This is a genomic window from Vagococcus luciliae (assembly GCF_024637875.1).
In the GTDB taxonomy this organism is placed as follows: Bacteria; Bacillota; Bacilli; order Lactobacillales; family Vagococcaceae; genus Vagococcus; species Vagococcus luciliae.
Map to the genome: position 1 here is coordinate 657,573 of NZ_CP102451.1, position 14,464 is coordinate 672,036.

Consider the following 14,464-nt stretch of genomic DNA (forward strand, 5'->3'; position numbering starts at 1 on the left):
CTTATTTTTTGTGTATTTGAAACGAATAGAAATTGCAGGATTTAAATCCTTTGCAGAACGAACGATAATAGAATTTAATGAAGGCTTGACGGCCGTAGTTGGTCCTAATGGAAGTGGAAAAAGTAATATCACAGAAGCCATTCGATGGGTTTTAGGGGAGCAGTCAGCAAAAAATTTACGTGGGGGGAAAATGCCGGACGTTATTTTTGCTGGCTCTTCTTCACGTTCCCCATTAAATATTGCAGAGGTAACGCTTGTGTTAGATAATGAAGACCATTTCTTACCAATTGAATACTCTGAAGTGAGTGTCACAAGAAGATTAACACGAGATGGTGAGAGTGATTTCTTTATTAATAAGCAACGTTGTAGATTAAAAGATGTGATTAGTTTGTTTATGGATTCAGGTCTAGGTAGAGACTCTTTTTCGATTATTTCTCAAGGAAAAGTAGAAGAAATATTTAATAGCAAGCCAGAAGAACGTCGTGCTATATTTGAAGAAGCAGCGGGTGTATTAAAATATAAAAATCGAAAAAAACAAGCTGAAAAACATCTTGGTGAAACAGATGATAATTTAAGTCGAGTACAAGATATTATTTATGAGCTAGAGATACAATTAGCTCCGTTAAAGAAACAAAGTGATAATGCAAAACAATATCTAGCTTTAAAGGATACTCTATCTGAGCAAGATATCAGTATGACAACCCATCTTATTGAAGAAACGAAAGAAAAATGGGAAAAAAATAAAGAACAATTACGTCAAAAAAAACAAGCTCTAGAGGCTAGAGAATTAGAAAAAATCACATTGGAAGAAACACTAGAACAACTAAAATCAGAACAAGAAACACTTGAACAAATGTTAGACAATCATCAACAGAGACTACTAGATTACAGTACGCAATACGAACAGTTAGAAACACAAAAAAGAGTATTGGAGGAAAAACAAAAATTTTCTGTCCAAACGAAAGAATCACAACAAAAAACATTGAGAGATTTAGATACACAAAAAGAATTATTACGACGTGAGATTGATACGTTAAAACAAGATGAACAAGAACTAATGAAAGAAAAGCAAACAATACAAAAAGATATTTATCGTATGAGAGAGGTATTAGTTCAATATAGCAAATCAGCAAAAGAACAGATAGATGATATGCGTAGTGATTATTTAGAATATATGCAACAACAAAGTCATGTGAATAATGAGTTAAAACATTTAGAGAAACAGTATAGTCAGGAAACCAATAAAAATTCGCGTGAAATCAATCATTATGAACAGCTTGTCTCGGTGATTAAAGAAAAACAAGAAACACTTGAAAATTTAGAGAAAGAGTATGACATAAAAAAAGAGAATGTCGTGACTTACTTGGAAGATTATCAGCAAAAAAGACAAGTCAAAGAACAGTTAAATACGCAACTTCAAAAATTAAATACACAATTAATGGATGCATTACGCATTTTACAGCAAGCTCAAGCAAAACAAAAAAGCTTGAAAGAGCTACAAGATAACTATGCTGGATTTTATCAAGGTGTTAGAGCAGTATTAAAAGATAAACAGCAATTTCCTGGAGTAGTGGGTGCTGTTGCAGAATTAATTGATATTCCAGAAGCATACCAATTAGCATTGGAAACAGCACTTGGGACAAGTGTTCAGCACATTGTAACAACTGATGATCAAAGTGCTAGAGAGGCTATTTCTTATCTAAAAAAACAACGATTGGGACGTGCGACATTTTTACCATTAACAACCGTCAAAGCTCGTTTTATTCGTCAAGATGTATTAGATAAAGTGTCTCATATGTCTGGCTTTATTGGTGTAGCAAGTGAGTTGGTATCTTATGATGAGACAGTTGCAACTATTATGAGAAACTTACTTGGATTAACGATTGTGGCTGATTCATTGAATTCTGCGACACACATTGCGAAACAAATTAATTTTCAATATCGTGTGGTATCTTTAGATGGTGATGTGATGAATCCTGGTGGCTCGATGACTGGTGGGATGAGTAAAAAAGGTCAGTCTATGCACTGGTTTTCACAATCAAAAGAATTACAAGAAATAGAGAAACAATTGTCTCAAATGACGACTTTGTATCAGCAAAAAGAAGTAGAGGTATCTCATATAAAAGAGGAACTAATTGTAGTAGATGATTCTCTTGAAAAGTTACGTCAATTAGGTGAAGAAGCGAGATTAACAGAGCAAAAGTTAAGCACTCAAGTGTCTCTTTTAACGCAAGATGTGAGTCAATTAGAAAAAGAGAAAAAAGTGATAGAGTATGCGCAAAGTGAATTGAACCAATTTTTAACGTTATATCAACAAGATAAAGAAAATTACGAGCTTGAACAAAAAGAGTTAGCAAAAAAAATAGCCGAGCTTGATAAAAAAATGGCTGATGTGGATCAATTAGAGGCTACTAATTTAGAGAAAAAAGAAGAGTTGACGCAATCACTTGCTAAAAAAGAAGCTGAGTTAGCAGTGGTGAAAGAAAAACTCAGTCAGTTAAACGAAAAGCAAAAAGAGCGTATGGAACGCTTAGATGTTGCGGATAAGAAAATGAGTGACATGCTACAAGAAACGCAGTCTAATGAGCAAGATAGTAGTCATTTTCATGAAGAAGAAGCCAGAATTATAAAAGAGATGGGAAGTGTTTCTAATAAGCGTGAGGAGGTTTTAACTCGAATTACGGAAGCCAAAACACAGCGAGAACACTATACAACAAGTATTAAAGAACAAGAAAAAATTGTTGAGAAAAACCGACAAGATATTCAAGTCTTGATTAGTCAACAAACAGAATTAGACATTATTCAAGGAACATGTGATAATCAGTTAGATAGTTTATTAACTTATTTACAAGAAGAATATAGTTTAACGTTTGAAGCAGCAAAAGAGCGTTCTTTCATCATTGAAGACGTAGCAAGCGTGAGTCAGAACATTAGAGAGTTAAAAATAAAAGTAGCTGACTTAGGTCCTGTTAATATTTCGGCTATTGCTCAACATGATGATATATTGGAGCGTTATGACTTTTTAACGAGCCAACGTGATGATTTGAATTTAGCAAAAGATGAATTGAAAGAAACAATGGATGAGATGGATATGTTAGTCATGAAGCAATTTCATGAAGTATTCTGTGATATTCGTGAAGAATTCCGTCAAGTATTTCCTAAGATGTTTGGTGGAGGACATGCTGATTTAATCTTGAGTGATGAAACAGATTTACTGCATACAGGGATAGACATTGTGGCTCAACCACCAGGTAAAAAATTACAGCAATTGAGTTTACTTTCAGGAGGAGAAAGAGCTTTAACAGCTATTGCTCTGCTATTTTCTATCATTCAAGCAAGACCTATCCCATTTTGTATTTTAGACGAGGTAGAGGCAGCATTAGATGAAGCAAACGTGACGCGTTTTGGAAATTATTTACGTCATTTTGGCGATGCAACACAATTTATTGTGATTACTCACCGTAAAGGAACGATGGAATCTGCTAAAGTATTATACGGGGTCACAATGCAAGAATCTGGTGTATCGAAGATTGTTTCAGTACACTTAGAAGAGATGGAAAAATTAGAAACCACATTAAAATAGATAGGAGACACAACATGATTAAGTTGATTGCGATTGATTTAGATGGCACATTATTAACTGATGATAAAAAAATCTCTGATAAAAATAAAACTGTGTTAACTCAAGCTAAAGAACAAGGAGTAAAGGTTGTCATTTGTACCGGTCGTCCGTTATTTGCAATTGAGCCTTACTTAGATAGACTTGAGTTGAGAGATGAAGGGGATTATAGTATCACCTTTAATGGTAGTTCCGTGCAAAAAAATGATACTGGCGAGACGCTATTAGCTCATTCTTTATCTTTTGACGAAGTTCGTCGAGTTGCTAACGTGATGACGTCATTAAATTTACCGTTAGATATTATTTCAGTGGATACGGTTATTCATTTAGAGACTGCTAAAGAACCTTACACTTCTATTTATGAAAGTATGAATCCACTACTTAAGGTGGAGCATGTGACACTTGATACATTGGATCAAAATCGTTTGTTTAACAAAATGGTTGTAGCCGTTGAAACAAGTTATTTGGATGAAAAATTAGCCCAATTACCAAAAGAGTTATTAGAAGAGTTTAATATCATGAAATCACGTGACAATTTATTAGAAATTATCCATAAAGAAGCGAGTAAAGCTGCTGGCATTGATGAATTGGCAAATTATTTAGGGATTAAACAATCAGAAGTGATGGCAATTGGTGATGAAGAAAATGATTTTTCAATGATTGAGTATGCTGGGTTAGGTGTTGTGATGGAAAACGGCAGTCAAAGTGTGAAAGACATTGCTAAATTTGTTACGAAAAGTAACCAAGAAGATGGCGTGGCGCATGCCGTTGAAAAATTTGTGTTAATTAATGAGTAGGAGGCAGTTACATGGGATTTTTTGATAAGATTAAAAAGGCAGTTCTTGGTGAGAAAAAAGTTGATGAAACACCAAAAGAAGAGATTGTCGAGGAGTTAGAACAAAGCATTGAAGAAATAGATAAAGAAGATGGTCTTGAAACCAAAGAAACTGTGGTTGTAGAAGAATCAAAGGAAGATGTAACGGTTGAAGAGATCATTGATTCAAAACAAGAAGAACCAAAACTAGAACAACCAAAAGAAGAAATAGTCAAAGAAGTGGTGGTTGAAGAAAAACCACAAGATACCGTTCAAAAATATGACAAAGGATTAGAAAAATCAAGGCGATCTTTTGGTCAATACATGAATGAATTATTTGCTAATTTTAGAATGGTTGATGATGAATTTTTTGAAGATTTAGAAGAAGCATTGATTTCTGCCGATGTTGGGTTTGAAACGGCAATGCGTATTTCCGATGAATTGCAAGAAGAAGTGAAATTAAAAAATGTTAAAAAGAAAAAAGATGTCCAAGCAACGATTATCGAAAAATTAGTTGAGATTTATGAAGAAGAGGGTATTGAAGAAAATAATGAGTTAAATATCCAAACTGACAGCCCAACAATTATGCTGTTTGTTGGTGTAAATGGTGTTGGTAAAACAACAAGCATCGGTAAATTAGCCAAACGTTACAAAGATCAAGGCAAGAAAGTTTTGTTAGCTGCAGCTGATACTTTTAGGGCAGGAGCGATTGATCAATTAGTTGTTTGGGGAGAACGTGCTGGTGTTGATGTGGTTAGACATAATGCCGGTGGAGATCCAGCTGCAGTCGTGTATGATGCTGTTGAGAAAATGAAAAATGAGCATTATGATATTTTATTAGTGGATACGGCCGGTCGTTTGCAAAACAAAGTAAACTTGATGAAAGAATTAGAAAAAATGAAGCGTATCATTGAACGTGAATACCCTTCAGCTCCTCATGAAGTGTTACTAGTTGTTGATGCAACGACTGGACAAAATGCGTTGATTCAAGCAAAAGAATTTAAAAATACGACTGATGTGACAGGTATTGTGTTGACAAAACTTGATGGGACAGCTAAAGGCGGGATTGTCTTAGCTATTAGAAATGAATTACATTTACCAGTAAAATTAGTTGGATTAGGAGAGAAAATCACTGATTTAGAAGCCTTTAATCCAAATCAATTTGTTTATGGATTGTTTAAAGATTTAATGGAAGATTATGATGGGTAAATAAAAAGCGATAAAGCCTCCAATAGGTTTTATCGCTTTTTATTATTTATATTGAATGTAAAACGTCAATATTATGCTCTGCAAAATAAGAAGAGTATGGATCAGTAAATTTCTTATTTGTAATTAATAGATCGACATCACTCAAATCTGCATAAGTTAATAAAGTCGAATGATCAAATTTTGTTTCATCAGCTAGTAAAAAGATTTTACCCGCTTTATCAATGACTTGTCGCTTGATTTCGTATTCCATAATATCAGAATTCATTAAGCCGCTATTGATAGAAACTGCAGTTGCCGCCATAAATGCTTTTGTAATATTGTATTTAACAGATAATTCATCGTTTTCTAAGCCCACAAAAGAACGGGTGGGTTTCTTAAAAATATGACCAATCAGAAAAATATTCGCTTTTCTTAATTTTTCAGCTTTTAATACCACATCTAAACTATTGGTAATAATCGTAAGAGGTATGTTTTCATCAACATAATCTAGAATGTATTTTGTTGTAGTACCAGAATCAATATATATTAGATCTTCTGCTTCGATATAAGAAGCGGCTTTTTGTGCAATAGCTTTTTTATCTTCTTTATTTTCAATGTTTCGATATTCAAAATCAACAAGAGTACCTTCTTTTACACTAACACCGCCGTAAACTTTTTCAAAACGTGAGTCTTTGAGTATTTTATTGACATCTCGTCTAATAGTATTCATGGATACGTTGAATTCCTCTTCCAATTCTTTTAGGCTCACATGGCTGTGATCTAAAATATATTGTTTCATTAATTCAAATCGTTTCTCTTTCATAAGTATTCTCCGCTTTCTGTCATTTCTTTTATCATATCACTTATACATAAGTTTATCAATAGTTAATCAAATTATGTTTTAATTACCAATTATTTTTATAAAATTAACAAAAAACATTGACTGTTGATTAGATTAAAGGTAATATTAAATCAAAGTTAACCAAAACAACCAAAATATAACAATTAAAATGGTATGTTTTAAGTAAATGTATGGAGGGTTATGAATGTCAATTAGAAAATTAAAAAATTATATAAACGGTGAGTGGGTAGATAGTCAAACAACAATGTATGAAACAGTAGTGAATCCTGCAACCAAAGAAGCAATGTGTGATGTTCCGTTATCAACTCGTGAAGATTTAGATCATGCAGCAACAGTAGCACATGAAGCATTTCAAACATGGAAAGAAGTCGCTGTACCAAGACGAGCACGAATTTTATATAAGTTTCATCAATTATTAATTGAAAATAAAGATGAGTTAGCAAAATTAGTAACATTAGAAAATGGAAAGGCTTTATCTGAATCGTATGGTGAAGTTCAACGTGGAATTGAAAACGTGGAATTTGCTGCTGGAGCACCAACTTTAATGATGGGGGATAACTTATCTTCTATTGCGACAGATGTTGAAGCAAGTGTTTATAAATACCCAATCGGAGTAGTTGGTGGGATTACACCATTTAACTTTCCAATGATGGTTCCATTCTGGATGTTCCCGATGGCCATTGCAACTGGAAATACAGTGGTGTTGAAGCCATCTGAAAAAGCGCCAATGTTAATGGAAAAAGTGGTGAGCTTATTAGAAGAAGCTGGTCTACCTAAAGGAGTATTTAATGTAGTTTTTGGAGCACATGATGTTGTAAACGGTTTATTGCAACACCCAGATATTAAAGCTATTTCATTTGTTGGGTCACAACCAGTTGGACAATATGTTTATACAGAAGGTTCTAAAAACTTAAAACGTGTTCAATCTCTAACAGGAGCTAAAAACCATACGATTGTTTTAAATGACGCCAACCTAAAAGATAGTATTCCTGCTATTGTGAGTGCGGCATTTGGATCAGCTGGTGAACGTTGTATGGCTGCTGCAGTAGTAACCGTAGAAGAAGGTATCTATGATGAATTCATGGTTGAATTAACAAAAGCCACAAAAGATATCAAAATGGGGAATGGATTAGATGACGGTGTGTTCTTAGGACCAGTTATTCGTCAAGAAAACTTAGACCGTACGCTAAACTATATCGAGCAAGGTGTTGAAGCAGGTGCCAACTTAATCTGTGACGGTCGTGACCAATTAGATGAAGATGGATTCTTTGTTGGACCAACTATCTTTGAAGGAGTTACAACAGACATGACAATCTGGAAAGACGAATTATTTGCTCCAGTATTATCTATTATGAAAATTAAAGATTTACAAGAAGGTATTTCTATTGCAAATGCATCAGAGTTTGCTAATGGCGCATGTTTGTTTACTAACAACGCTTCAGCTATTCGCTACTTTAGAGAAAACATTGATGCTGGAATGTTAGGCATTAACTTAGGTGTCCCAGCTCCAATGGCAATGTTCCCATTCTCAGGATGGAAATCATCATTCTACGGAACGTTACCAGCAAATGGAAAAGCTGGAGTAGATTTCTATACACGTAATAAAGTTGTGACAGCGCGTTACGCACGTAGTGATGTGTAAAGGGAGGAAACAAGATGGTTGAGTTAAAACGACGTCCGTATAAAAAAGAACTTTCTGAACACGTGGTGGAATGCCATCACGTGACACGTGAGGCGGACGGATTACGCTACATTGAAATGCGCGTCTTAAACCTATCTAAAGATGGCGTTTATACAGAAGAATTAACAGATTTAGAAGCCTGTATTGTTGCGATGACTGGGAAAATTGATGTAACAGTTGGAGAAGATTCATTTAAACAAATTGGAAATCGTCAAGATGTCTTTGATAGAGTTCCAACTGATAGTGTTTATGTTTCAAGTGGCAAATCATTCCAGATTACGACAAGTGATGAAGCTAGAGTGTTAATTGCTTATGCACCAAGTAATAAATCATTGCCAACAGCTTTAATTAAAGCTTCTGATAATACAGTAGAACATCGTGGTAAATATCAAAATAAACGAACAGTGCATAATATTATGGATGATCAAAGTCCCATTTCAGATAAATTGATTGTGGTTGAAGTGTATACAGATAGTGGTAACTGGTCTAGCTATCCCCCTCATAAACACGATCAAAATAATTTACCACATGAATCATTTTTGGAAGAAACTTATTATCATGAAATGAACCCTAAACATGGATTTGTATTCCAACGAGTGTATACCGATGATCGTTCGTTAGATGAAACGATGACAGTTGAGCATGAAAATGTGGTAATCGTACCAAAAGGTTACCATCCAGTATCTGTTCCTGATGGATACGATGGTTACTATTTAAATATTATGGCTGGCCCAATCAAAAAATGGCAGTTTCATAATGACAAAGATCACGAATGGATTTTAAATAGAGACTAATAAAAAGGAGTTTAATTATGACAACCTATGATTTAATTGCTGTTGGTCGTGCTTGTATTGATTTAAATGCAGTGGAGTACAATCGTCCAATGGAAGAAACAGAAACATTTAGTAAATACGTTGGAGGATCTCCAGCTAATATTGCAATTGGTGCATCAAAATTAGGATTATCTTGTGGATTTATTGGGAAAATTCCTGATGATCAACACGGAAGATTTATCTCAAATTACATGTCAGAAGTTGGAATTGATACAAGTAATTTAGTGGTTGATACAGAAGGGCACAAAGCAGGTTTAGCTTTTACTGAAATTCTTAGTCCGTCAGAATGTAGTATTTTAATGTACCGTGATGATGTGGCTGATTTATATTTAGAGCCAAATGAAGTTAGCGAAGGGTACATCAAACAAGCGAAAATGTTAGTTGTATCAGGAACAGGTTTAGCACAAAGTCCTAGTCGTGAAGCCGTATTAAAGTCAGTTGCATTAGCACGAAAAAATAATGTCAAAGTGGTATTTGAATTAGACTATCGTCCTTATACATGGAAAAATGCTGAAGAAGTATCTGTTTACTACTCAATCGTAGCTGAACAATCAGATGTCGTGATTGGAACACGTGATGAATTTAATATGTTGGAGAATGTAGTAGAAGGAAATAACGACAAAACAGTCGCGTATTTATTCCAACATGAGCCTGAATTAATCGTGATTAAACATGGTGTGGAAGGATCGTACGCTTATACTAAAGAGGGCGACACATTCCGTGGTAAAGCGTATAAATCAAATGTATTAAAAACATTTGGCGCAGGGGACTCTTACGCTGCAGCCTTTTTATATGCTTTAACTAAAGGAAAAACAATTCAAGAAGCATTGCAATATGGCAGTGCCTCAGCAGCGATTGTAGTTAGCAAGCATAGCTCATCTGAAGCCATGCCAACAGTGGAACAAATTGAAGCGTTAATGGAAGAACAATCAAACTAAAAGGAAGTAAGCTAATGAGAGAAACAATTCGATTAACAACAGCACAAGCATTAGTTAAGTTTTTAAATCAACAATATATCTATGTTGATGGTGTAGAAACACCTTTTGTTGAGGGAGTATTTAATATTTTTGGACATGGTAATGTATTAGGTCTAGGTCATGCTCTAGAAGAAAATCCAGGGCATTTAAAGATAATGCAAGGTAAAAACGAACAAGGGATGGCGCATACTGCGATTGCTTATGCCAAACAAATGAAACGACAAAAAATTTATGCTGTGACAGCTTCAGCTGGACCTGGTTCAGCAAACATGATTACAGCAGCCGCAACAGCGCATGCAAATAATATTCCTGTTTTATTTTTACCCGCAGATACTTTTGCGACACGTCAACCAGATCCAGTGTTGCAACAACTAGAGCATGAATCTAGTATTTCACTAACAACAAATGATGCGTTTAAAGCAGTATCACGATATTGGGACCGTGTGACACGTCCTGAACAGTTGATGTCTGCGTTAATTCGAGCGTTTGAAGTGATGACGAATCCTGCAACAGCAGGGCCAGCAACGATTTGTTTACCGCAAGATACTGAAGGGGAAGCATTTGATTTTGATGCCTCATTCTTTAAAAAACGTGTACACTATTTAGATCGTACTAGTCCAGTTGAAAGAGCCTTGAATGATGCACTAGATAGAATCAAAGAAAGCAAACGTCCAGTGATGATTGTGGGTGGCGGTGCGAGATATTCTGGTGCTGGTGAGGTAATCCAACAGATTGCAACGCAACATAATATCCCATTAGTTGAAACGCATGCCGGAAAATCAACTGTTCCAAATAGTTTTGCTTATAATCTAGGTGGTACAGGTATCTTAGGGACATCAGCTGCCAATAAAGCAATTGATTCTGCTGATTTAGTGATAGGAATTGGAACTCGTTATACCGATTTTACTACGTCATCAAAGACAGCATTTAATTATGATAAAACACGTTTTATTAATATCAATGTGAGTCGAGTACAAGCCTATAAATTTGATGCCTTACAAGTAGTGGGTGACGCGAAGGCTAGCTTAGAATGGTTTAGTCAACATTTGGATGATTATAAAGCCAGTTATGGTCATGAGTTAGAAGAATGGCAAAAAGAATGGCAAGAAGAACGCCAACGTTTACATAATATTGTCTTTAATAGAGAAACATTTAAAGCTGAAATTGCCGATCATTTTTCTCAAAAAATTATGAATGAGTACGCTGATGTATTACATACTGAATTTACTCAAACCAATGCGTTAATCACACTAAATGATACAGTAGCAGATGACAGTATTGTCGTTGCTTCAGCGGGTTCTTTACCAGGAGATGTGCAACGATTATGGGAAACAGATACCGTCAATACATATCATTTAGAGTATGGTTACTCATGTATGGGGTATGAAGTAGCAGGAGCGTTAGGAGCAAAATTAGCTAATCCAAATCAAGAAGTCTATGCCGTATTAGGCGATGGTAGTTTCTTGATGTTACATACAGAGTTAGTAACAGCCCTACAGTACAAACAAAAAATTAATATTTGTTTGTTTGATAACGCTGGATACGGTTGTATTAATAATTTACAAATGTCTAATGGTGGCGGAAGTTTCAACTGTGAATTACGCGATGCTGATAATCAAATTATGGCAATTGATTATGCGATGGTTGCTAAAGGATACGGAGCAAAAGTGTACCGTGTTACCACACGAGAGGAACTCGTTGCCGCATTAGAAGATGCAAAAAAACAAACAGTGTCAACATTGATTGACATTAAAGTATTACCAAAAACCATGACTGATGGATATGGTGGTTGGTGGAATGTTGGGGTATCAGAAGTATCAGATAATCCGGATGTCACACAAGTATGGAAACAACGAGAACAAAAGTTAGAAAAAGCGTGGAAGTATTAGGGTTGGGGAATATAGCTAGCTAAAAAAGGTGTTAGCTATATTTCTTTTAAAAATAAAGAAAGCGCTCTTTTTGAGCCGGGAGGATACTATGACAATTAAGTTAGGGATTGCACCAATAGCTTGGACAAATGATGATATGCCAGAATTAGGTAAAGAAAATACGTTTGAACAATGTGTCAGTGAAATGGCATTAGCAGGGTACACAGGAACAGAAATTGGAAACAAATATCCAAAAAATCCAGAAGAATTGAAAAGCTTCTTAGAGCCACGAGGATTATCAGTAGCCAGTGCATGGTTTAGTGCCTTTTTAACAACGAAACCATTTGAAGAGACAAAAGAAGCCTTTATGTTACATCGTGACTTTTTACATGCAATGGGAGCAAAAGTCATCGTTGTGTCAGAACAAGGACATAGTGTACAAGGTCAAATGGAGACACCTGTTTTTGATAAAAAACCTGAATTTACAGAAGAAGAATGGGAAAAATTAACAAGTGGGTTAGATAAATTAGGCGAGTTGGCAAATGAAAAAGATATGTCTATTGTTTATCATCATCACATGGGGACTGGTGTTCAAACAACTGATGAAATCAATCGTTTGATGGCTGAGACAGATCCTAAAAAAGTGTCACTATTATATGATACTGGTCACTTAGTTTTCTCAGGTGAAGATCCGATTGAAGTGTATCAAACACACAAAGACCGTATTAAACATATTCACTTTAAAGATATCCGTAAAGAAAAAATGGAAGAAGTCAAAACCAGCTCATCTAGTTTCTTAAAAGGCGTGAAAGAAGGGGTATTTACCGTTCCTGGAGATGGCATGATTGATTTTGCACCAATTTGGAAAGAAATTGAAAAAGATGGTTATGAAGGATGGATTGTCGTAGAGGCAGAACAAGATCCAGCAAAAGCTAATCCATTTATTTATGCAAAAAATGCTCGTGAATACATCAAATCAGTTACGAAACTGTAATAAAGGGAGACGGTCATGAATCTATTTTCTATTTTAAGTTTTGTTGTCATTATTAGTTGTGTGTGGTTATTTGCATATAAACGCTCACGCGGTGTCAGTGTTGATGGGGCAGAAGGATTCTTTATGGGTGGTCGAAGTTTGACTGCCTTACCGATTGCTGGTTCGATTATTATGACGAACTTATCAACGGAACAAATTGTGGGTCAAAATGGTCAAAGTTATGTCGCGGGAATGGAAGTTATGGCATGGGAAGTCACATCAGCCATCGCAATCGTTATGTTAGCGTCCGTTTTCTTACCGAAGTATTTGAAATATGGGATTAATACCGTATCAGATTTTATTGAGATACGTTATGATACACAAATTAAGAGAATTATTTCGGCATTATTTATTATTACATATATCACATCTTTTTTACCCGTGGTATTATATTCAGGATCATTAGTATTTAATAAAATTTTTCGAATTGATGAGTTATTAGGTATTCGTCCTATTACGTCAATCATTGTCGTTTCACTAGCTATTGGTGTGATTGGTATTTTATACCTACTTATCGGTGGATTACGATTAAGTGCATACAGTGATACGGTTTATGGATTTGGATTATTGGCTTGTGGATTACTAATTCCAACAATCGGTATCACAATGCTTGGTAATGGTAGTTTCATTGGGGGGATTGATCATATTGTAGATAACACACCTTGGTTACTAAATTCAGTGGGATCAATTGATTCAGCCATTGTTCCTTGGCCAACGTTATTAACAGGTATGATGTTTAACAATTTATATTTCTGGTGTACCAATCAGATGATTGTCCAAAAAGCGTTAGCTGGAAAAAACTTAGCTGAAGCACAAAAAGGCGTATTCATTGTTGGGTTCTTTAAAGTATTTGGTGCATTATTCTTAGTATTCCCAGGAATTGTGGCAAGAAATATTTTTGGTGATACACTAATGGGGATGCCTGATGATGCGTATCCAACACTTGTGACACATGTTTTACCAGAGATGATTTATGGCGTGTTTGCAGCGGTTATTTTTGGGGCGATTTTATCTTCATTCTCAGGAGCGTTAAATGCGACATCAACATTATTATCGCTTGATTTTTATAAGCCTGTTTTCAATAAACAAGCAACGGATCATGATATTACGCGTTTTGGAAAAAAAATCACGATTGCTATTGGACTATTATCTATTTTTATTTCACCATTGATTTCATTTGCACCGGCTGGATTGTATCAATTTGTACAAGAGTTTAATGGATTGTATAATATGCCATTATTGGTAATTATTCTATTAGCATTTTATTCTAAAAAAGCAACAGCTTTTGCAGCAAAAGTAACGATTTACTTACATATTATATTGTATGCGTTATCAAAAGTTGTGTTAAAAGATGTGCATTTTCTATATGTGTTAAGTGTACTATTTTTCTTAGATATGCTTGTTATGTTTGTGGTTTCAAAACTGAAACCAGATGGTGATTTTGAATTGAAAGTCTTTAATACAAAAGTAGATATCACACCTTGGAAGCATACAAAATTAGTGAGTGTGATTACCATTTTAGTAGTTGTATTTACATATTTAATGTTTTCTCCATTGGGGATTGCTAGATAAATAAAAAATTAGGGGAT

10 protein-coding genes are annotated in these 14,464 nt (G+C 35.0%); 9 read left to right on the forward strand and 1 reads right to left on the reverse strand.

Features of this window, described 5'->3' with window-relative positions; all coding sequences use genetic code 11:
• Positions 1-10: 10 nt before the first annotated feature.
• The 3 genes from smc to ftsY are packed head-to-tail and all read left to right on the forward strand — an operon-like array spanning position 11 to position 5,642.
• Positions 11-3,583, forward strand: coding sequence for a chromosome segregation protein SMC (smc, locus tag G314FT_RS03480; protein ID WP_257702064.1), 3,573 nt, complete (start codon positions 11-13; stop codon positions 3,581-3,583).
• A gap of 14 nt (positions 3,584-3,597) precedes the next feature.
• Positions 3,598-4,416 (forward strand): Cof-type HAD-IIB family hydrolase, encoded by an 819-nt coding sequence (locus G314FT_RS03485; RefSeq protein ID WP_257702065.1) that lies wholly within the window; start codon positions 3,598-3,600, stop codon positions 4,414-4,416.
• A gap of 11 nt (positions 4,417-4,427) precedes the next feature.
• Positions 4,428-5,642 carry a signal recognition particle-docking protein FtsY gene (gene ftsY, locus G314FT_RS03490; protein WP_257702066.1) on the forward strand — a complete coding sequence of 405 codons (1,215 nt, stop codon included), beginning with the start codon at positions 4,428-4,430 and terminating at the stop codon, positions 5,640-5,642.
• 46 nt (positions 5,643-5,688) lie between these two features.
• On the opposite strand, the gene G314FT_RS03495 is transcribed toward ftsY, so the two are convergent.
• Positions 5,689-6,444, reverse strand: a complete 756-nt coding sequence (locus G314FT_RS03495; RefSeq protein WP_257702067.1) for a DeoR/GlpR family DNA-binding transcription regulator — start codon at positions 6,442-6,444, stop codon at positions 5,689-5,691.
• Between the two features lie 223 nt (positions 6,445-6,667).
• Here G314FT_RS03495 and G314FT_RS03500 point away from each other — a divergent pair, with 223 nt between their 5' ends.
• From G314FT_RS03500 to G314FT_RS03525, 6 genes are all read left to right on the forward strand, one after another.
• The gene (locus G314FT_RS03500; protein WP_257702068.1) at positions 6,668-8,125 is read left to right on the forward strand and encodes a CoA-acylating methylmalonate-semialdehyde dehydrogenase; all 1,458 of its coding nucleotides are present in this window, start codon (positions 6,668-6,670) and stop codon (positions 8,123-8,125) included.
• A gap of 14 nt (positions 8,126-8,139) precedes the next feature.
• Positions 8,140-8,958, forward strand: a complete 819-nt coding sequence (iolB, locus tag G314FT_RS03505; protein ID WP_257702069.1) for a 5-deoxy-glucuronate isomerase — start codon at positions 8,140-8,142, stop codon at positions 8,956-8,958.
• Between the two features lie 14 nt (positions 8,959-8,972).
• Complete coding sequence (gene iolC / locus G314FT_RS03510) at positions 8,973-9,935, forward strand: 5-dehydro-2-deoxygluconokinase (protein ID WP_257702495.1); 963 nt, start codon at positions 8,973-8,975, stop codon at positions 9,933-9,935.
• A gap of 14 nt (positions 9,936-9,949) precedes the next feature.
• A complete protein-coding gene (gene iolD / locus G314FT_RS03515; protein WP_257702070.1) occupies positions 9,950-11,863 on the forward strand; it encodes a 3D-(3,5/4)-trihydroxycyclohexane-1,2-dione acylhydrolase (decyclizing) in 1,914 nt (637 codons plus the stop codon).
• 88 nt (positions 11,864-11,951) lie between these two features.
• Complete coding sequence (gene iolE, locus G314FT_RS03520) at positions 11,952-12,836, forward strand: myo-inosose-2 dehydratase (RefSeq protein WP_257702071.1); 885 nt, start codon at positions 11,952-11,954, stop codon at positions 12,834-12,836.
• A 15-nt stretch (positions 12,837-12,851) separates the two neighbouring features.
• Complete coding sequence (locus tag G314FT_RS03525; protein WP_257702072.1) at positions 12,852-14,447, forward strand: solute:sodium symporter family transporter; 1,596 nt, start codon at positions 12,852-12,854, stop codon at positions 14,445-14,447.
• The last annotated feature ends 17 nt before the right edge of the window (positions 14,448-14,464 follow it).